The organism is Plantibacter sp. VKM Ac-2876 (genome assembly GCF_015350715.1).
GTDB classification, from domain to species: domain Bacteria; phylum Actinomycetota; class Actinomycetes; order Actinomycetales; family Microbacteriaceae; genus Plantibacter; species Plantibacter auratus.
In genome coordinates, this window is record NZ_JADKSI010000003.1 from 44,875 (window position 1) to 64,954 (window position 20,080).

The 20,080-nt window shown below is 70.6% G+C and carries 18 protein-coding genes; 13 read left to right on the plus strand and 5 right to left on the minus strand.

Features of this window, described 5'->3' with window-relative positions; genetic code table 11:
- Positions 1-209 precede the first annotated feature (209 nt).
- The 3 genes from ITJ62_RS12690 to ITJ62_RS12700 form a co-directional block, all read right to left on the minus strand.
- Complete coding sequence (locus ITJ62_RS12690; protein WP_194602693.1) at positions 210-1,163, minus strand: L-lactate dehydrogenase; 954 nt, start codon at positions 1,161-1,163, stop codon at positions 210-212.
- 160 nt (positions 1,164-1,323) lie between these two features.
- Positions 1,324-1,791 (minus strand): SRPBCC family protein, encoded by a 468-nt coding sequence (locus ITJ62_RS12695; protein WP_194602696.1) that lies wholly within the window; start codon positions 1,789-1,791, stop codon positions 1,324-1,326.
- A 12-nt stretch (positions 1,792-1,803) separates the two neighbouring features.
- Positions 1,804-2,787 carry a rhodanese-related sulfurtransferase gene (locus ITJ62_RS12700; RefSeq protein WP_194602698.1) on the minus strand — a complete coding sequence of 328 codons (984 nt, stop codon included), beginning with the start codon at positions 2,785-2,787 and terminating at the stop codon, positions 1,804-1,806.
- Positions 2,788-2,937: 150 nt separating this feature from the next.
- On the opposite strand from ITJ62_RS12700, the gene ITJ62_RS12705 reads away from it, so the two are divergent.
- From ITJ62_RS12705 to ITJ62_RS12725, 5 genes are all read left to right on the plus strand, one after another.
- Positions 2,938-4,119 carry a thiolase family protein gene (locus tag ITJ62_RS12705; RefSeq protein WP_194602701.1) on the plus strand — a complete coding sequence of 394 codons (1,182 nt, stop codon included), beginning with the start codon at positions 2,938-2,940 and terminating at the stop codon, positions 4,117-4,119.
- A gap of 33 nt (positions 4,120-4,152) precedes the next feature.
- Positions 4,153-4,932, plus strand: coding sequence for a 3-hydroxyacyl-CoA dehydrogenase (locus ITJ62_RS12710; protein ID WP_194602704.1), 780 nt, complete (start codon positions 4,153-4,155; stop codon positions 4,930-4,932).
- A 49-nt stretch (positions 4,933-4,981) separates the two neighbouring features.
- On the plus strand, positions 4,982-5,815 hold the full coding sequence (locus tag ITJ62_RS12715; RefSeq protein ID WP_194602707.1) for an enoyl-CoA hydratase/isomerase family protein: 834 nt from the start codon (positions 4,982-4,984) through the stop codon (positions 5,813-5,815).
- Positions 5,812-6,636 carry an NAD(P)-dependent oxidoreductase gene (locus ITJ62_RS12720; protein WP_194602709.1) on the plus strand — a complete coding sequence of 275 codons (825 nt, stop codon included), beginning with the start codon at positions 5,812-5,814 and terminating at the stop codon, positions 6,634-6,636. Before ITJ62_RS12715 ends, ITJ62_RS12720 begins: the two co-directional genes overlap by 4 nt.
- Positions 6,637-6,750: 114 nt before the next feature.
- On the plus strand, positions 6,751-7,083 hold the full coding sequence (locus tag ITJ62_RS12725; RefSeq protein WP_194602712.1) for a helix-turn-helix domain-containing protein: 333 nt from the start codon (positions 6,751-6,753) through the stop codon (positions 7,081-7,083).
- Positions 7,084-7,152: 69 nt separating this feature from the next.
- Here ITJ62_RS12725 and ITJ62_RS12730 read toward each other — a convergent pair whose 3' ends face one another.
- Positions 7,153-7,611 carry a hypothetical protein gene (locus tag ITJ62_RS12730; RefSeq protein ID WP_194602715.1) on the minus strand — a complete coding sequence of 153 codons (459 nt, stop codon included), beginning with the start codon at positions 7,609-7,611 and terminating at the stop codon, positions 7,153-7,155.
- Positions 7,612-7,882: 271 nt separating this feature from the next.
- On the opposite strand from ITJ62_RS12730, the gene ITJ62_RS12735 reads away from it, so the two are divergent.
- From ITJ62_RS12735 to ITJ62_RS12770, 8 genes are all read left to right on the plus strand, one after another.
- Positions 7,883-9,406: an MmgE/PrpD family protein gene (locus tag ITJ62_RS12735; protein WP_194602717.1), complete on the plus strand. Its 1,524-nt coding sequence runs from the start codon at positions 7,883-7,885 to the stop codon at positions 9,404-9,406.
- A gap of 31 nt (positions 9,407-9,437) precedes the next feature.
- Positions 9,438-10,337, plus strand: a complete 900-nt coding sequence (gene prpB, locus ITJ62_RS12740; RefSeq protein ID WP_064294892.1) for a methylisocitrate lyase — start codon at positions 9,438-9,440, stop codon at positions 10,335-10,337.
- A gap of 124 nt (positions 10,338-10,461) precedes the next feature.
- Positions 10,462-11,586 (plus strand): bifunctional 2-methylcitrate synthase/citrate synthase, encoded by a 1,125-nt coding sequence (locus tag ITJ62_RS12745; protein ID WP_194602720.1) that lies wholly within the window; start codon positions 10,462-10,464, stop codon positions 11,584-11,586.
- 101 nt (positions 11,587-11,687) lie between these two features.
- Entirely contained in the window at positions 11,688-13,787 is a 2,100-nt protein-coding gene (locus ITJ62_RS12750) for a hypothetical protein (protein ID WP_194602723.1), read from the plus strand.
- 34 nt (positions 13,788-13,821) lie between these two features.
- Positions 13,822-14,253 carry a hypothetical protein gene (locus ITJ62_RS12755; RefSeq protein ID WP_194602728.1) on the plus strand — a complete coding sequence of 144 codons (432 nt, stop codon included), beginning with the start codon at positions 13,822-13,824 and terminating at the stop codon, positions 14,251-14,253.
- Between the two features lie 139 nt (positions 14,254-14,392).
- Positions 14,393-14,944 (plus strand): acyl-CoA thioesterase, encoded by a 552-nt coding sequence (locus ITJ62_RS12760; protein WP_194602730.1) that lies wholly within the window; start codon positions 14,393-14,395, stop codon positions 14,942-14,944.
- 157 nt (positions 14,945-15,101) lie between these two features.
- Positions 15,102-17,051 (plus strand): hypothetical protein, encoded by a 1,950-nt coding sequence (locus ITJ62_RS12765; RefSeq protein WP_194602732.1) that lies wholly within the window; start codon positions 15,102-15,104, stop codon positions 17,049-17,051.
- Between the two features lie 97 nt (positions 17,052-17,148).
- Positions 17,149-18,141, plus strand: coding sequence for a DNA-3-methyladenine glycosylase (locus tag ITJ62_RS12770; protein ID WP_228498472.1), 993 nt, complete (start codon positions 17,149-17,151; stop codon positions 18,139-18,141).
- A gap of 29 nt (positions 18,142-18,170) precedes the next feature.
- Here ITJ62_RS12770 and ITJ62_RS12775 read toward each other — a convergent pair whose 3' ends face one another.
- A complete protein-coding gene (locus ITJ62_RS12775; protein ID WP_194602734.1) occupies positions 18,171-19,958 on the minus strand; it encodes an NAD(P)/FAD-dependent oxidoreductase in 1,788 nt (595 codons plus the stop codon).
- Positions 19,959-20,080 lie beyond the last annotated feature (122 nt).

Genomic DNA, 20,080 nt, shown 5'->3' on the forward strand with positions numbered 1-20,080 from the left:
GCCTCCCCAGGGGCGCGGCCGGATCCGCGCCTCGTCCTGCAACGCTATCGGGACCGATGCCTGTCGCACATCGGCCGCTCGGGGGAGATCCCGGTGAAGGCGCCTGTGGCCCCGTCTCAGGAGATGCCCGGCGTGGTGGGCTCGCATCGGGGCGACACGCGGCACCTCTCCTGAGACAGGGACGGCGGAGCCGAGGATGAGGTCGGCGGTTACAGCCCGAGCGAGTCGAGCGACGCGCGGACGGCGGCGGCCGAGTCGGCGAACTGCTGTTCCTCGCGTGGCGACATCGCGACCTCGACCACCGAACGGACGCCCGAGCGGTCGACGATGCTCGGCACCGACAGGGCGACCCCGCTGACGCCGTGGTATCCGTCGAGCACGGTGCTCACCGGCAGGATGGCGTGCTCGTCGCCGAGGATGGCCTCGACGATGCGCGCACCGGAGAGCCCGATGGCGTAGTTCGTCGCGCCCTTTCCCTCGATGACGCGATAGGCGGCCGTCCGGACGTCGGTCGCGATCTCGTCGAGCTGCTGCTCCGTGAAGCGCGATCCGCCGGGTAGCTCCCAGTCGAGGATCGGGACGGGGCCGATGGTCGCCTGCGACCACAGCGGTAGTTCGCTGTCGCCGTGCTCGCCGACGATGAGTGCGTGCACCGCCGAGGTCGCGACACCGGCACGTTCAGCCAGCAACCAGCGCAGCCGGGAGGTGTCGAGGACGGTGCCGGACGAGAAGACACGTTCGCGCGGCAACCCCGTGATCTGCTGGGCGGCGACGGTGAGGACGTCGCACGGGTTCGTGACGAGCATGTAGACGGCGTCCGGCGCCTGCTCGACGAGTTTCGGCAGCAGCTGCTCGAGGATGCGGATGTTCGTGCCCGCGAGGTCGAGTCGCGTCTGGCCGGGTTCCTGCTTCGCGCCGGCCGTGATCACGACAACGTCGGCATCGGCGACGACCGAGATGTCGTCACCGCCGGTGATGCTGCTCGACCCGGTGAACTGCGTCCCATGGGCGAGGTCGAGGACCTCGGCCGAGGCCCGCTTGCCGTCGATGTCGTAGAGCGCCACCCGCCGGGCGCTGCCGCGGATGAGCGAGGCGTAGGCGAGGGACGAACCGACGCTCCCCGCCCCGATGATGGCCAGTTTCGACTTCGTGCGAGCACCCATGGCTCCATCTTGGCAGGGGCGGATGTGCGCGGTCAGGGCGCGGCACGACAGGTGTCGGGTTGTCTCGATGTCGAGGTATCCGCCCTTCGACAGGCTCAGGGACCGAATCGTTCCTGCGGCACTTCGACAAGCTCAGTGACCGGAACGCCGCACCCTCCGGTCACTGTCGAAGTGCCGCAGCCAACCACCGGTTCCGCGACTCGATGAGCCGTCGCAGGTGCCGGGTGAGCGCGACGTGTTCGGCCACGACGCCGAGCGGACCGAACGGCGCCGAGAACGTGACGTCGTCGAGCATGATGGTCCGCGCCGTCCCCATCGGGCGCTCGAGCGGTTCGAAGAGGTGGACGTGGCGGAACGTCCGGAACGGACCGGACACCTGTTCGTCGGTGAACCGGTGGGGTTCCTCGAACACGGTGATCCGACTCGTCATCGTCCACGGCACACCGAAGTGCTTCGCCCGCCAGGTGACGGTCTCACCGAGGCCGATCAGCCCGGAGGTCACGCCGCCGACCGCCCGTTCACCGGTGTCCGCCATCGAGCCGAGGTGGGCGTCGATCGACCGCGAGAGGTCGAAGGCCTGCTGCATCGTCCCCGCGAGCTCGGTGCGGAGCCGGAAGTGGGCGGTCATGACGGTGGCGGATCAGGCGGGCTGGCCGGTGCGGGCATCGGTGGAGACGTCGGCCCCGGTGTGCACGGCGCATCGCGGGCCGCCGTCGGGCCCGTCCGCGTGCGCCTCGCACACGACCAGCTGCGTCTTGCAGGAGGGGTCCACACAGTTCTGGAGGTGCTTGGTCGACGCGTCGCAGACGACGCAGTGCCCGATGACGGCCGCGTGATCACTGAACTCGAGCGAGCCACGCTTGTCGAACACGTACAGGGATCCCTCCCACAGGCCGTCGTCGCCGAACTGCTCGCCGTACCGGACGATGCCGCCGTCGAGCTGGTACACCTCCCCGAACCCGCGAGAGCGCATGAGTCCCGAGAGCACCTCGCAGCGGATGCCGCCCGTGCAGTAGGTGACGACCGGCTTGTCCTTGAGGTGGTCGTACTTGCCGCTGTCGAGTTCGGCGACGAAGTCCCGGGTGGTCGCGACGTCGGGCACGACCGCGCCGGCGAACCGCCCGATCTCGGCCTCGAACGCGTTCCGGCCGTCGAAGAACACGACGTCGTCGCCGCGCTCCGCGACGAGCTCGTGCAGTTCCGTCGGCTGCAGGTGCACCCCGCCGCCGGTGACGCCATGCTCGTCCACCACGAGCTCACCCGGGGCGCCGAAGGACACGATCTCCTCGCGCACCTTCACGCTGAGCTTCGGGAAGTCGCTGCTCCGACGCCAGGGCGCTGGCCGGTGCCTGGCCGTGCGGACGGGGTCGTCCTCGTCGAAGCCGGAGCCGTCGCTCCACTTCACGTCGAGGTCGCGGAACGCGGGGTGCTCCTTCGTCTTCCGGACGTAGAGCTTGCAGGCGTCGAGCTCACCGCCGACGGTGCCGTTGATGCCGTCCTTCGAGATGAGGATGCGACCACGGAGGCCGAGTGACTCGCAGAGGTCGCGCTGCCACAGCCGGATCGCCTCCGGGTCCGCCAGGGGAGCGAACGCGTAGTACAGGAGGATCTTCGGGTCGGCCACCGCTCAATCGTACGTGTCGCCGACCGCGGATCGTCGGGCCGGTCCAGCGGACACGGACGTTCCGGCCCCTCGCTTGTCGAAGGGCGACAACCGCCGCCTTCCGCGCAGGCGCCAGGCCTAGGGTGGACGCAGACCTCGAAGGAGATGGCTATGCGCACTGCAGTGATCGTCGACGCGATCCGGACGCCGTCCGGCCGGGGCAAACCGGGCGGTGCGCTGAACGCCGTGCACCCGACGGACCTCCTCGCCGGCACGATCCGTGCGCTCGTGGAGCGGACCGGCATCGATCCCGCGGTCGTCGAGGACGTGTACGCCGGCTGCGTCACCCAGTCCGGCGAGCAGGCGCAGAACATCGCGCGGAACGCGGCGCTCGCCGCAGGGCTCCCGCAGGAGACCCCCGGCACCACCATCGACCGACAGTGCGGCTCCAGCCAGCAGGCCACCACCTTCGCCGCACAGAGCGTCATGTCGGCGGGCAACGACGTCGTCATCGCCTGCGGTGTCGAATCGATGAGTCGAGCGCCGATGGGCTCCAACGTGCAGGGTGCAGACCCCTTCGGCTCCGCCCTCCGAGCCCGCTTCCCCGATGGCCTCGTCGGCCAGGGCGTCTCCGCCGAACTCATCGCCGCCCGCTGGAACCTCAGCCGCGAGGAGCTCGACGCCTTCGCCGCCCGCTCCCACGAGCGCGCCGCCGCGACCTGGGCGTCCGGCGGGTTCGACGGCGAGGTCGTCGCCGTCACCCTCCCCGACGGCTCCGTCGTCACGACCGACGAGACGGTCCGAGCCGGGACGACCCCCGAGGCGCTCGCCGGGCTCCCCGCCGTCTTCCGCGACGAACGGCTCGCGGCGCGCTTCCCCGAGATCGCCTGGCGGATCACGCCGGGGAACGCCTCACCGCTCACCGACGGCGCCTCGGCCGCGCTCATCATGAGCGAGGTCCGGGCGCTCGAGCTGGGGCTGACGCCGCGTGCGCGCTTCGTCTCCTTCGCCGCGGTCGGGAGCGACCCGATCGAGATGCTCACCGGCATCCTCCCCGCCACCCGCCGCATCATGGAGCGCAGCGGGCTCGACATCGACGACATCGACGCGTTCGAGGTCAACGAGGCGTTCGCGTCCGTCCCGCTCGCGTGGCAACGCGAGTTCAGGGTGGACGACGACCGGCTCAACCCGCGTGGCGGGGCGATCGCCCTCGGGCACCCGCTCGGCGCCTCCGGGACGAAGCTCCTCGCCACCCTCCTCGGCCAGCTCGAGGCGACCGGCGGCCGGTACGGTCTGCAGACGATGTGCGAGGGCGGCGGTATGGCCAACGCGACGATCATCGAGCGCCTCTGATGGGCGCGCCCACCAGGTGAAGGGAACCACGACATGGATGTGACCGGCAGCTCGGCGATCGTCACCGGCGGCGCCTCGGGACTCGGATTCGCGACCGCGACGCGGCTGGCCGGCGCCGGCGCGCGCGTCGTGCTCGTCGACCTCCCCGGCTCACCCGGAGCGGAGCGGGCCGAGGAGCTCGGCGGGTTCGCGACCTTCGTGCCCGCCGACGTCACCGACGGCGAGCAGGTGCAGGCGGCGGTCGAAGCGGCGGTGTCGCGTGGACCGCTGCGGGTCGTCGTGAACTGTGCCGGCATCGCGCCACCGGCGAAGGTGCTCGGCCGCGACGGCCCGGCGGACCTCGGGGCCTTCGAACGCGTCCTGCGCGTCAACGTCCTCGGCACCTTCAACGTCATCCGGCTCACCGCCGATGCCATGCAGCACAACGATCCGGACGGCGACCCCGCCGACGGCGCCGGGGACCGCGGCGTCATCATCAACACCGCGTCCGTCGCCGCCTTCGACGGACAGATCGGCCAGCCCGCCTACGCCGCGTCCAAGGGTGCGGTGCACTCGATGACGCTGCCGATCGCCCGCGAGCTGGCGCGCTTCGGGATCCGGGTCGTGACGATCGCACCCGGCATCATGGAGACGCCCATGCTCGCCGGACTGCCCGAGGCGGCGCAGGAGTCGCTCGGGCACCAGGTGCCGTACCCGGCGCGCCTCGGCCGTCCCGACGAGTACGCCTCACTCGCCCTGCACATCGTCGAGAACGGCTACCTCAACGGTGAGACGATCCGCCTCGACGGCGCGATCCGGATGGCGCCGAAATGACCGGCTCTCCGATGCCGACGAACCCATCCACCGACCAGGGAGCCACTCCGTGACCAGCGACGACACCATCCTCTTCGAGGTGAGCGACGGCCTCGCGCACCTCACGCTCAACCGGCCCGCGAGCCTCAATGCGATCGACGACCATGCGGCCAGACGATGGCGCGACCTCGCCCTGGAGATCGCGGAGCGCGACGACGTCCGGGCGGTCCTGTTCGACGCCAACGGACCGGCGTTCTGCGCGGGCGGCGACGTCCTCGCGATGTCGCGGATGGGTGACGGCAGCGCAGGATCGACGGGCGCCTTCGTCACCGAACTCGCCGACATCATCCACGAGGGCCACCGGACCCTGCAGACGGTCGCGAAGCCGATCGTCGCCGCCGTCCAGGGGGCTGTCGCGGGCGGCGGCCTGGGATTCATGCTCGTCGCCGACGTGATCATCGCGTCCGACCGGGCGAAGTTCGTCAGCAAGTACGCCGACATCGGCCTCACGCCCGACTGCGGCGTGAGCACCCTGTTGCCCGAGGCGGTCGGGATGCGTCGGGCGCTCGAGCTCACCCTCGGCCCGCGGATGCTGAGCGCCGAGGAGGCGCTCGACTGGGGGCTCGTGACCGAGGTGGTCCCCGCCGAGCAGCTCGACGCCCGTGCCCGCGAGGTGGCCGCGTTCTGGCTGGCCGGAGCCACGGCCGCGTTCGGTCAGGCGAGGCGGCTGCTGCGCGAGAGCGTCGGCCGCGGCTACCAGGACGCCCTCGACGACGAAGCCCGCACGATCGGCGCGGCGATCGAGACGCCCGAGTCGGTCGAGCGCGTCGCAGCGTTCGCCGCCGCGTCGGCGAAGCGCGCCGCCTCCGCCGCAACCACCACTCCGAAGGAGCCCACCGCATGACCACCCTCGCCGGCAAGACCATCCTCATGTCGGGCGGCAGCCGCGGCATCGGCCTCGCGATCGCCCTGCGTGCGGCTCGCGATGGCGCGAACGTCGCGATCCTCGCCAAGACCGACACCCCCGATCCCCGCCTCGAGGGGACGATCCACACCGCGGCGGACGCGATCCGCGAGGCCGGTGGGCAGGCGCTCCCGATCCTCGGCGACGTCCGGAACGACGACGACATCACGCGGGCCGTGTTCGAGACGGCCGGTGAGTTCGGCGGGATCGACATCGTCGTCAACAATGCGAGCGTCATCAGCCTCGCACGCACCCTCGACCTCGACGCGAAGCGGTACGACCTCATGCAGGACGTGAACGTGCGCGGCACGTTCATGCTGTCGCGGGCGGCTATCCCGATGCTCAAGGACGCGGAGAACCCGCACATCCTCTCGTTGTCGCCGCCGCTCAACCTCGATCCGAAGTGGCTCGGCGCCCACACCGGCTACACGCTCGCGAAGTACGGCATGTCGATGGTGACGCTCGGTCTCGCGGCCGAGTTCGGACGGGACGGCATCGCTGCGAACACACTCTGGCCGAAGACGACGATCAAGACGGCGGCGGTCGGCAACATCCTCGGCGGCGAAGCGCTCCTGGCGAAGAGCCGCACCCCGGAGATCTACGCCGACGCGGCCTACGAGGTCCTGACGGCGTCGGCGCGTGAGCTCACGGGGCGGTCGCTCATCGTGGAGGACGTCCTCGCGGAGGCCGGGATCACCGACCTCGCGAAGTACTCACCGGGCGTTGACGAGTCGGAGCTCTATCCCGACATCTTCCTGTAGCGGACGCCCCTGTCCGCTGACGGCAGAACGTGTGCTCCCCGAGCCTGGCCGACCCGCGCCTACAGTGAGAGCACGCGGTCACGGAGCCCGCGTCCGCAGTCGGAAGGAGTCGCCATGTTGTACCGCGAAGCCCTCGGCGCGGCCCTGCGCACGCGTCGGCTCGAACAGGGGCGCACTCTGCAGGACGTCGCGACCGCGGCAGCCGTCTCGACGCCCTACCTGTCGGAGATCGAACGCGGCCGGAAGGACGCCTCCTCCGAGGTGGTCGTGACCATCGCCGACGCGCTCCGAACCCGCCTCGACGCGCTCATGTTCGACATCGCCGACCGCTTCGAGACCGCGGCGGCTCCGGTCGTCGTCGAGCTGCCGCTGGCCGCGGACACGCTCGCCGACGCGACGATCATCCCGATGCGCCCCGCTGCCGACCCGCAGCTGCTCGCCGCCTGACCCCGACCGTCGGCGGTCGTCCGCACACGGTGCTTCGTACCATCCGCTGACGGCCCGCGGCTCGCTCCGTCAGCCGCGGGCGAGTGCCTCGAAGGCCTCGTGGAGGAGCGGCTCGGCCGTCTCCCACGTCGTGTCCGCGTCCCAGGCACCGAGGTCGGTCACCTCGGTGTGGCGGCCGGCCTGGTGCTTCGGCTCGGGGTCGCCCGGGAGCCGAAGCCGCTGGGTGAAGCCTCCGGTCGTCCGGTCGAAGTCGAGCACGTGGAAGGCGACGTTCCGGTTCCAGTCCTCGGACGGCCACGAGATGAAGTTCACGCGCAGCCGCTCCGCGGACAGCGGGCCCTCGGCGACGTAACTGCCGGGGTGGTCCTCGCCCGGCGACAGGATGCGGTACGCGCCGTTCGAGCAGTACAGCAGCAGGGCCGGTACGAACGGCTTCTCCGCGAACAGTTCGGTGTAGTGGAGCGCCTCGGCTCGGATCACGTCGCCGAACAGGTGCGGGGTCTGTGCCCCAGGGGTGTGCATCGGCACGGTCGTCTCCTTCGGTTCGTCAAGGGTCGGTACGGGTGTCACTCTGGCCGCGGCCGCCGTATGCGCGGTGTACGCGGGCTGGGTGGATGCGGAGAACAAGGCTGGTATTCCACGACGCCAGGAGAACAGCGCGACAGCAGGACCGTTCCACGCGAAATGTCCTGTTCCCGGGCGGTTCTCCTGCTGCGGCGCGACGGACCCGCGGGCGTAGGCTGGAGGGACGTGACGCCCGGCAGCACACCCGCGGGGGCAGCACCCGAAAGGAACACCCGTGATCCAGCACCACCTGCGCGTCCACCGCAGCGACGAGAACCTCGCCCGCGAGGGCCAGCTCGCCTGGCAGCTCGCCCGCGTCGCCACCGATCCGGTGGAGGTGACGCCCGAGGTCGTCGACATGATCATCAACCGGGTCATCGACAACGCCGCCGTCGCAGCGGCCTCGCTCACGCGTCGCCCGGTCTCCTCGGCTCGCGCCCAGGCGCTCAGCCACCCCGTCAGCACCGGCGGCGACGGTGCCACCGTGTTCGGGCCCGACCTCGCCCGCCGCGTCTCACCGGAATGGGCGGCCTGGGCCAACGGCGTGGCCGTGCGTGAGCTCGACTTCCACGACACCTTCCTCGCCGCCGAGTACTCGCACCCGGGCGACAACATCCCGCCCATCGTCGCGGTGGCGCAGCACGTCGGCTGCACGGGCGCCGACCTCGTCCGCGGGATCGCGACCGGCTACGAGATCCAGATCGACCTCGCGAAGGCGATCAGCCTGCACCGACACAAGATCGACCACGTCGCACACCTCGGGCCGAGCGCCGCCGCCGGCATCGGCACGATGCTCGGCCTCGACCAGGCCGCCGTCCACCAGGCCATCGGCCAGGCGCTCCACACCACGACGGCCACCCGCCAGTCGCGCAAGGGCGAGATCTCCACCTGGAAGGCGCACGCCCCCGCGTTCGCCGGCAAGATGGCGGTCGAGGCCGTCGACCGGGCGATGCGCGGCGAGACCAGCCCGTCACCGATCTACGAGGGCGAGGACGGCGTGGTCGCCTGGTTGCTCGACGGCCCCGACGCCTCGTACGACGTCCCGTTGCCCGGCGCCGGTGAGCCGAAGCTCGCGATCCTCGACTCCTTCACGAAGGAGCACTCGGCGGAGTACCAGGCGCAGGCGTGGATCGACCTCGCCCGCAAGCTGCACCACGAGCACCCGGAACTCCTCGTGCCCGGAGCCGTGGACCGCATCGTCCTCCACACCTCACACCACACGCACTACGTCATCGGCTCCGGGGCGAACGACCCGCAGAAGTACGACCCGACGGCGTCGCGCGAGACGCTCGACCACTCCATCCCCTACATCGTCGCGGTGGCGCTGCAGGACGGCGCGTGGCACCACGTCGACTCCTACCGTCCCGAGCGCGCCACCCGCGCCGACACCGTCGAGCTGTGGCACCGGATCTCGACGGCGGAGGACCCGGAGTGGACGCGCCGCTACCACTCGCTGGACCCGGCCGAACAGGCGTTCGGCGGTCGCATCGAGATCACGCTCACGGACGGCTCGACCATCGTCGACGAGATCGCCGTCGCCGACGCCCACCCGCTCGGCGCCCGACCGTTCGCGCGCGCCGACTACGTCCACAAGTTCCGCACACTCGCCGCCGACGTCCTCGACCCGGAGGAGATCGAGCGGTTCCTCGCGCTCGCCGAACGGCTCCCGGAACTCGACGCCGACGAGGTCAAGCAGCTGAGCATCCAGGCCGCCTCCGGGGTCCTCGCCTCGGCACCCCACCCGACCGGCCTGTTCTGATGCCGGCCGACCTCCAGAAGGGACAGTGCTGATGCTGTACAGCGAGACCACGCCGGCGGAGAAGCGCCGGCTGTTCCGCGAGCGACTCGCCACCGGTGAGCTGCTGCGCTTCCCGGGCGCGTTCAACCCGCTCTCGGCGAGGCTCATCGAGCAGAAGGGCTTCGACGGCGTCTACATCTCCGGCGCGGTGCTCTCCGCCGACCTCGGGCTGCCCGACATCGGACTGACGACCCTCACCGAGGTCGCCGGTCGCGCCAAGCAGATCGCCCGGATGACCGAGCTGCCCGCGATCGTCGACGCCGACACCGGCTTCGGTGAGCCGATGAACGTCGCGCGCACCGTCCAGGAGATCGAGGACGCCGGGCTCGCCGGGCTGCACATCGAGGACCAGGTCAACCCGAAGCGCTGCGGCCACCTCGACGGCAAGCAGGTCGTCGACACCTCCACCGCGCTCGGCCGCATCCGTGCCGCGGTCGACGCCCGGCGCGATGCGAACCTGCTCATCATGGCGCGCACCGACATCGCCGCCGTCGACGGGCTCGACGCCGCGATCGACCGGGCCAAGCAGCTCGTCGACGCCGGAGCCGACGCGATCTTCCCCGAGGCGATGCGGTCGCTCGAGGAGTTCGCAGCCGTCCGCGACGCGGTCGACGTGCCGATCCTCGCCAACATGACGGAGTTCGGCAAGAGCGAGCTGTTCACGAGTCAGCAGCTCGCCGATGTGGGCGTGAACCTCGTCATCTGGCCGGTGTCGCTCCTCCGCATCGCGATGGGCGCTGCGGGTCGCGCGCTCGACACGCTGAACGACGAGGGCTCGCTCACGAGCAAGCTCGGTGAGATGCAGCACCGTGCCGACCTCTACGAACTGATCGACTACGAGGGCTACAACCGCTTCGACACCTCGGTCTTCAACTTCACCATCGACCGGTAGGCGTCCCCTCACCGGTGAACACCACCTGGGTCTCCGCTCCCCGAGCTTGTCGAGGGGCGAGCCGGGTGCCAAGCTCGACCGACGCGCGCAGGACGCGCGCAGGCAGTACGCAAAGGAGCAACGCATGACCGAAGCGACCAGCGACATCAAGAAGGGTCTCGCCGGCGTCGTCGTCGACGTGACGAGCGTCTCGAAGGTGAACCCGGAGACGAACTCCCTGCTCTACCGCGGGTATCCGGTCCAGGAGCTCGCCGAGCACTGCACCTTCGAGCAGGTCGCGTACCTGCTCTGGAACGGCGAACTGCCCACGGACGCCGAACTCGCGGAATTCACTGCGTTGGAGCGGGGCCAGCGCGCGCTCGACGACAACGTCAAGGCGGCCATCGACCTCCTCCCGACGACGAGCCACCCGATGGACGCCCTCCGGACGGCCGTCAGCGTGATCGGCGCGAACGACCCGACCGCCGAGACGAACACCCCCGAGGCCAACGCGGTGAAGGCCGCGAGCCTGTACGCGAAGCTGCCCGCGATCGTCGCCTACGACCAGCGCCGCCGCCACGGCCTCGAGCTCGTCCCGCCGCGCGACGACCTCGGCTACAGCGCCAACTTCCTCTTCATGACCTTCGGTGAAGAAGCCGATCCGGTCGTCGTCGACGCGTTCGACGTCTCGATGATCCTCTACGCGGAGCACTCCTTCAACGCGTCGACGTTCACCGCCCGGGTCATCACCTCGACCCTCAGCGACCTGTACTCGGCGGTCACCGGCGCGATCGGCGCGCTCAAGGGCGCCCTGCACGGTGGGGCGAACGAGGCCGTCATGCACGTCTTCGACGAGATCGGGACGGCTGACCAGGCCAGCGCCTGGCTCGACACGGCGCTCGCCGAGAAGCGCAAGATCATGGGCTTCGGACACCGCGTCTACAAGAACGGCGACTCGCGCGTCCCGACGATGCTCAAGGCGCTCGAGCGGCTCGCCGAGCACTATGGCAAGCCCGAGATCCTCGAGTTGTACACGACGCTCGAAGCGGACATGGTCGCGCGGAAGAACATCAAGCCGAACCTCGACTACCCCTCGGGCCCCGCGTACAACCTGATCGGGTTCGACACGGCCACGTTCACGCCGCTGTTCGTCGCCGCTCGGATCGTCGGGTGGACGGCGCACATCGCCGAGCAGCTGGCGTCGAACGCGCTCATCCGTCCGCTCTCCGAGTACGTCGGGCCCGACGAGCGGCACGTGCCGACCGACTGAGGAACCGTCGTTCAGCCGGGCGATCCGCTCGAGGGACGAGTTCTCCACAGATTCGGCGACCGCACCCACGGAGATATACCAGATCAGTAGTCTCGACACTCGTGACTGATCTGCCTCGCGCTCCACGCGCACTCTTCGTCCGATATGCGGTCGCAGCCCTGGCCGCCACGACCATCCTCCTGTCCTCGGTCGGCGCTCCGGCACCGGCTTCGGCCGATCCTCCGGTCGCGTCCGTCGCCGATCCCCAGGAGCACGACGCCGACGCCGGTGGTGGCGACCACGAGGATCCGGGTGCGCCGCCCGTGGCGCCTGATGCGGTGACCCCGTCCACCGGGGCCGCGCGGGTGGTCGGCAAGCTCGTGCTGCAGAACCGTTCCAGCGGCCCGACCGCCTACGTCGGCGTGTCCGCTCCGGTGTCGGGCGGCCACGTCCAGCGGCTGTACTCGCCCACGGCCGGCGGTGCGGCATCGCTCGCCGGCACGTACTCCTTGCCCGCCGTCGGGACCGCCGGCCCGATCACCGGGACCGGCGACGCCTCCGCGTTGTGCCTGGCGCCCGACTCGGTCGGGCATCGTGCACTCGTGTCGGCCCGGACGTGCACGGGCGCCTCGTCACAGGACTTCCACTGGCGGTACGTGTCGAACGCGTGGGTCTCGGGGTACGCGTTGTACCCGGTGTCGAGTTCGTACTCGCTCGGCGGGACCGACACCGACACGTACGTCGAGCTGTCGCTGGACGGCATCACCGATGTGGTCGCGCAGTCGCACCTCGCGCCGATCGAACCGTTCGCGCTCCAGGCGCCGGCCATCGGAGCCACGGTCGACACCCCGACGCCCGTGTTCAGCGGCATCGGCCAGCCCGGCGCCCTCGTCTCCATCCGCACGGATGCACAGGTGCTGCTCGCCAGCACGCTGGTGCCGGCGGATTCGACCTCCTGGTCCGTGGCCTCCACGAACCTCGCGCCCGGACGCTACACGGGCACCGCCACGCAGAGCCGCGTCGGACCCGACGTGCAGGTCCGGTTCGACTTCACGGTCGGCGCCCCGGCTGTCACCATCCCGGACGTCTCCGTCCAGCAGGGCGCGACGATCGAGGTGCCGGTCGCCTTCACCGAGACGGCGCTCGGCGCGACCGAGATCGTGGTGCCCGAGGGGTTCGAGCGCGGCACGGCCACGGCCGGCTTCGTCTGGGACGCGTCGCTCCCGGGATTCCGTGGAACGGTCACCGCCGCCGAGCGTGACATCACCCTGTCCCTCACGGCGAAGGACGATGCCGCTCTCGGTGAGCGGAACGGACTCGTCCGCCAGCCGGGCACCGGCCTGAGTCGGCAGTGGAAGGTCGCCTTCGAGCCGTCCGGGGTCACGCCGGTCCTCCCGTTGGTGGTCGAGTCCCCGAGGCTCGGCGAGACCATCCGCGAGACGACGCCGGTGTTCTCCGGAACCGGCCAGCCGGGTTCACGGATCGAGGTCCGTGGCGCCTGGGGCGATCTCATGGGTGCCGCCGACCCGGTCGACGCCAGCGGCTCGTGGTCCATCACCTGGAACAAGAACCTGCGTCCCGGCCGCTACGTCGGCGGAACGGTCAAGCAGATCGTCGCGGGCGCGCCGCCGCAGACGTTCGTCTACGACTTCACGGTCGGGCCGTCGGACGTGGCCCCGTTGGTCGTCACCTCACCGAAGGTCGGCGAGGTGATCACCGACCAGGTCCCGGTGTTCACCGGCACGGCTCAGCCGGGTGCTGCGCTCGAGATCCGCGGCGCCTGGGGCGACCTCCTCGGGTCGATCGATGAGGTCGACGCGAGTGGTGCCTGGTCGATCACGTGGAACAAGGGGCTGCTGCCGAACCGCTACGCCGGTGGCACCGTGCAGCAGATCGTCGACGGCTTCCCGACGCACACCTTCGTCTACGACTTCACCCTCGTGCAGTCGCGCTTGACGATCGAGTCTCCGCAGCTCGGCGACACCATCACCGGGACCCGGCCCGTGTTCTCCGGACGCGCGAACCCCGGAGCGACGGTGCAGATCAGAGGTGTCTGGGGCACGGATCTCGGCTCCGCCGTAGCGGACAAGCGCACCGGAGCATGGGCGATCACCTGGCCGCGTGACTACCAGCCGGGCCGCTACTCCGGCGGCACGGTGACGGAGAAGGTCGGCGGGAAGCCGGTCGGGTCGTTCGTCTACGACTTCACCCTCACCCGCTGATGCTCCCCGACCAGGACCACTGAAGGAACCACGGATGACCAAGCAGCTCAACCTCCTCGCGGTCTTCGGGCTCGCACTCGTCCTCGCCGGGTGCACCGCTCCGGAACCCACCTCCCCGTCGTCGTCGTCACCGACAGCGGCGGCAGAGCCCACCAGCGGCTCCGACTACGCGATCCCCGACGTCGCGGCCGAGTGCGTCGACGGCACGGTGACGGTCGTCGACGACAGCTCGAACGTGACCATCGACGGCGACTGCGAGAACGTCGTCATCGAGGCGTCGAACAGCATGGTGACCGTGACCGGTTCGGTCGTGAACCTCTCGTTCGAGAGTTCCATCACGCTGGTGACCGCCCCGGCCGTCGAGTACGTGACCTTCGTCGAAGGGGCCAACGGTAACAAGGTCGCCACACCGTCGGTGCCGGTCGTCGACGACGGCGGGGAGGGGAACGTCGTGTCCGCCGAGTAGTCCCGGCCTTGATCGGGCCGGCCATCCGGCCGGCCCGGTCTGTTGCCGACACGCTGCACCAGGCCGTCCGCCGGCCGTGGATTGTGGGGTGGCCACAACGCACTGGACCAGGCCGCACCCGAGGGATACGGTCGCATCCGTGCACCTCATCTTCCGCACCATCGCCGTGTTCCTCCAGTCCCGCCGCCGTGCTCGTCGCGGTGAACGCCTCGACGTGTGGGACGTCGGTCGGATCCGCCTTCGGGTACTGCCCTCCGACCTCGACGTGCTCGGGCACATGAACAACGGCGTCTACCTGTCGATCTTCGACCTCGGCCGATTCGACCTGCTGATCCGGAACGGTCTGTGGGATCGCTTCAAGCGCCTGGGGTGGTACCCGGTGGTGTCGAGCGAGAGCATCACCTTCCGGAAGTCGCTGCAGCCCTGGCAGCGCTTCACCGTCGAGACGCGCGTCACCGGGTACGACGACAAAGGGGTGTTCATCGAACACCGGGTCGTCGTGGGTGGTGAGATCTACACCCAGGCGCTGGTCCGCGGCCGCTTCCTGAAGCGCACGGGCGGTGTCGTCCCGGTGGCGGAACTCCTGGAGCTCACGGGACCCGCCCCGGACGACATTCCGGCCTGGCAGAAACAGTGGGTGCAGGACGTCGCCCTCCCGCCGACCAAGGCGCCTGCTCCCAGTGACTGGTGACGCGAACCGGCATCGAGAATGAGCCGGTCGACATACTGGATTAAGCAACTGGAATACTTGTAGGCTGACCGCGTTCATCCCGAACGCCCACTGGTACGACCGGTCGGCTCGTCCGAGTCCGGCCGGGCGTGCCCCTGCGAAAGGTCGCCCCACACCGATGAAGCCCTCCATCCCCGTCTCCGTCCTGAGCCTGGTCGGCATCGCGGTGAGCCTGCTCAGCGGCCCGGCCGCGTCCGCCACCTCGACGCCGCACGACGCCCGATCCAGCCCGGCTGCGGTCGAGGGGCGGTTCGTCGGGCAAGGGTTCCCCTCCGGTGACGACGCCTTCTTCGCGGTCGGCGCCGCCACCGACCTCCTGAACCCGGTCCCGGCGACGACGCACGCCACACTCCGCGACGCCCTGGCGGCGGCCTCGCCCTGGACCTTCCCGACGGTGGGGGTTCCCGGTCCGATCACGACCGCGGTGGGCGGCACGACCAGATGCCTGCAACCCGATCCCACGCAGGCCTATCAGTACGTCTATTCGGCCGTATGTGACGGGTCGGCGGCGCAGCAGTGGGCCTGGGATGAGGTCGCGAACGCACGTGTCGTCGGGTTCGGTCTCGTGTCGGAGGGGGGAACGGGCGGGTTCCTGCGCCAGTTCGACGGCCGCCTCGCCGTCGGCGGCTACGGCCAGGTCGCCGACGCGGATCGTCTGCTGCCCGAGGGTGTCGACCCCGTGCCCGTGGCGGAACCGGTCACCCTCGACACCCCGGCACCCGGCTCGGTCGTCCGTGACCCGCGGCCGACGTTCAGTGGACACGGCTCCGCCGACGCGGGCGTCGAGGTACTCGACGCCGATGGACGGCTCCTTGCTTCGACGACGGTCGGATCGGATGGCAGCTGGTCCGCCGTACCAGTCCGCGATCTCGCCCCGGGGGCGCAGTCCGGCACGGTTCGCCAGGTGACCGACGGCTCGACGGCGGACTGGTCGGTCACGTACCGCGTCGTCGCTCCGGTGACGGTGCGGACGCCTGCGCTCGACGCCACGATCGACGATCCCCGTCCCTCGTTCTCCGGGCTCGGAGAACCGCGCGCACAGGTCACCGTCGTCGACGATCTCACCGGCGCGGTCCTCGCGGACGTCCAGGTGGACGACACCGGTGTCTGGACGCAACCGTCGCTCCGGACGCTCGAGCCACGCGCGTACTCGGCGACCGCCACGCAGGTGTTCGATGGGCGGTCCACCACCGCGCCACTGCGGTTCACCTACCGCGACCCGGCTCCGGAGCCCGGTCCGGTCGAGGACGTCACGCTCCTATCGCCGGCCATCGGTGAGATCGTCGAGACACCGGTGCCGGTGTTCACCGGACGTGGCGAACCCGGTGCGGTCATCAGGGTGATCGGCGCCTGGGGGAGCGAGATCGGAACGGCGACGGTGCGTGCCGACCACACCTGGACGGCGACGCTGAACAAGTCGCTCGCCCCCGGCCGCTATCGAGGCGGTTCGGTGCGCCAGGAGGTCGACCGTGTCGAGCAGTCGCGCGCACCGTACGACTTCACCGTGCGCGCCGGTGCCCCGGTCGCTCCGCTCGTCGTGGACAAGCCGGCCGTCGGCGGGGTGGTCTCCTCGTCCGTCCCCGTGTTCAGCGGCACCGCCCAACCCGGCGCAAAGCTCGAGATCTGGAGCGCTTGGGGTGATCTCGTCGGGACGACCGACGTCGTCGCGGAGAGCGGGGCCTGGTCGATCACCTGGAACAAGTCGCTGCTTCCCGCCCGGTACGCGGGTGGCTCGGTCCGGCAGATCGTCCGCGGCGTGGAGACACACCGTTCCGAGTACGACTTCACGGTCGCATCCGAGTTGACGGTGACGTCGCCGAAGATCGGTGGCACCCTCACCGGCACGAGGCCGGTCTTCACCGGCACGGCGACGCCGTACGCCGAGATCGAGATCGTCGGTGCATGGGGCACCCGCCTCGGTGTGGCGACAGCGAACGGTGAAGGGGCGTGGACCATCGAGTGGAGCCGTGACTACCTCCCCGGTCGATACCAGGGAGGCCGTGTCGAGCAGCGGGTGAACGGGATCTTCGTCGATCAGGCGGGCTATGACTTCCGCCTCGTGCGGTAGGCGGGGAGTCGACCGAACGGGAGTCGAGGAGCGACGCGGGCACGCTGGCCCCGCGGAGGTCTTCGGATGTCGGTGGTCACCACGTAAGGTGACCACCATGTCCGCCCCCGCATCGTTCGCCCCACCGACGTCGCCGGTCGAAGCTGTGCGGCCTCCGATCGCACCGGCGCTCGGCACGGCGGAACCGCTGCGGACGGTCTACCGCCCGAACGGTCCGCTCGACGTCCACAGCACCCTGCGCCTCATCGCCCGCGGTGGCGACGGCCCGTGCTACCGGCGAGTGCCTGGTGGGGTCTGGCTGACGGCCCGCACCCCGTTCGGTGGCGGGACGCTGCACGTGTCGACGGTCCGCGACGGCGAGGTCGAGGCGACGGCCTGGGGGCCGGGCGCCGACTGGATGATCGACGGCGTGCCGGAGCTGCTCGGCCGCGACGACGACTGGTCGGACCTCGACGTGAGCCGGAGTCCGCTGCTCACCGAGGTCTCCCGCCGGAACCCCGGTCTGCGGTTGAGTCGCAACCGACTCGTGTTCGAGATGCTCGTGCCGTCGATCCTCGAACAGAAGGTCACCGCACTCGAAGCATGGCGTGCGTGGCGACTGCTCGTTCGCCGACACGGCGATCCCGCGCCCGGGCCGGCCCCTGAGGGCATGATCGTCGCGCCGTCCGCAGAGACCTGGCGGATGATCCCGAGCTGGGAATGGCACACGGCGGGCGTCGGGCCGCAGCGCTCCGAGACGGTCGTGCGATCCTCACGCCTCGCCTCCGCGATCGAACGGACGATCGACGAGCACCCCGACGACGCGTCGCGGCGACTCCAGAGCCTGCCGGGGATCGGCGTATGGACGGCTGCCGAGGTGACGCTCCGAGCACACGGCGATCCCGACGCAGTGAGTGTCGGCGACTACCACCTCGCGGCCTCGGTGGGTCAGGCGCTCACCGGGTCCCCCGTCGACGACGCCGGCATGCTCGAACTGCTCGCGCCCTGGGCTGGTCACCGGCAGCGGGTGCTGAGGCTCATCGGTCGGAGCGGCATCCACAAACCGCGTCGCGGCCCGAAGATCACCATCCAGGACCACCGCGGCCACTGAGCGCGGCGGCACGTTCTGCGGCGTGCGGGTCAGGCTTCCAGGACGGCCATTGCGGCGTTGTGCCCGCCGAGTCCGCTGACTGCGCCACCGCGTCGCGCCCCGGCGCCGCAGAGCAGGACGCGCGGGTGCGCCGTCGCGACGCCCCACCGCTCGGCCGCCGTCGTCCGTGGGGCGTCGTCCTCCAGGAACGGCCACGAGAGCGGGCCGTGGAAGATGTTCCCTCCCGGCATCGCCAGAGAGCGCTCGAGGTCGAGCGTCGTCCGTGTCTCGATGCAGGGTCGACCGTCGGCGTCGAGCAGCAGCAGGTCCTCGATCGGCTCTGCGATCACCGAGTCCAACGAACGCAGCACCGCGGCCTGCAGCGCGTCACGGAAGGCGTCGTGGCCGCCGGGGACCGCGTCCGCGGCGACCGCGAGCCGATGCGGCACATGCAACCCGAACACGGTGAGCGTCTGCGCCCCCGAGGCCTGCAGCTCCGGCGAGAGGATGCTGGGGTCGCTCAGCGTGTGGCAGTAGATCTCGCACGGCAGCGGGTCGGGGATCCGGCCGGCCTCCGCCTCGAGGTAGGCGTGCTGCAGCTGCGCCCAGCCCTCGTTGATGTGGAAGGTGCCGCCGAACGCCGCCGCCGGATCGACGGCCGGGTCGAGGAGCTCGGGGAGCCTCCGCAGCAACAGGTTCACCTTCACCTGGGCGCCCTCGGGATGCGGGACACCGTCCTCCGGCATTGGCGCCGTAGCGAGGATCGCGTCGGCGCCACTCCACTGCACCGGTGTTCCCCGCGCTGCCGACCACGCGGCGTATGCGGCTGCGGCGGTCCGTTGCTCCGCCGCCGGGTCGAGGAGGCGATCGAGCACCGCCGGGGCCGCGCCCGACAGGATCCACTCGCCGCGGACGACGACACCGGGGCGAGGCCGGAACCGGTCCAGCGTCGCCGCCGGTTCGGTCGACTCCAGCTCCGCCTCGGCAGCGAGGTCGACGTAGGCGACGAGCCCGTGCTCCGGCTGGATGGAGGTCACCTCGGCGAGCGTCCGGATCTCGGCACCGGCCTCCTCGGCGGCTCGGCGCAGCGCGTCCGTGACCGCGCCCATGCCGCCGACCGGGACGTCCCAGTCGCCCGTCCCGCCGCCGATCAGGTGGTAGAGGAAGCAGATGTTCTGTTGCAGCGACGGGTCGTCGGCGCGGGCGAACGTGCCGATGAGCGCATCCGTGAAGACGACACCGCGGACGAGGTCGGAACGCGCGGCGTCTTCGATGGCACGGCCGATCGGTTCATCGAACACCGCCGACCAGATCGACGCGACCTCCGCGGCAGGCACCCCGAGGTCCGCGGCGGCGGCGATCGCCGCGTCACGCGCATCGGAACGGCTGCGGAGCGGCTCGAGCACCGTCGGCCAGAGCACTGAGGCCAGGTGACCGATCCGACGGTGCAGTTCGGCGATGCCCGCGGCGTCCTCCTGATGCCCGATCGACGCGAACGACGCGACGGTGGCGTCGTCGTCACGATTGTCGATCAGGAGACCCGTGCCGGGGTTCGCGGCGTCGGGTGTGTACGAGGAGAAGCGGCGCCGGACGAGCCGGACGTCGAGCCCGAGCTCGTCGATGATCCGCTGGGGCAGCAGGCTGACGAGGTACGAGTACCGGGACAGACGTGCGTCCACGCCGGGGAACGGACGTTCCGAGACGGCTGCTCCACCCGTATGGTCGAGGCGTTCGAGGAGCAGGACGCGCTTGCCCGCGCGGGCGAGGTAGGCGGCTGCGGTGAGGCCGTTGTGCCCGCCGCCGACGATGACGGCGTCGTACTGCTCGACGGAATGCATGACCACACCCTATTCGCAGCTGCACTTCGACAGGCTCAGTGACCGGGGCAGGGTGCTCAGGGACCGGGGAGGGGGTGCTCAGCGACGTGGCCCACCGGTCCCTGAGCGTGTCGAAGGGCGGC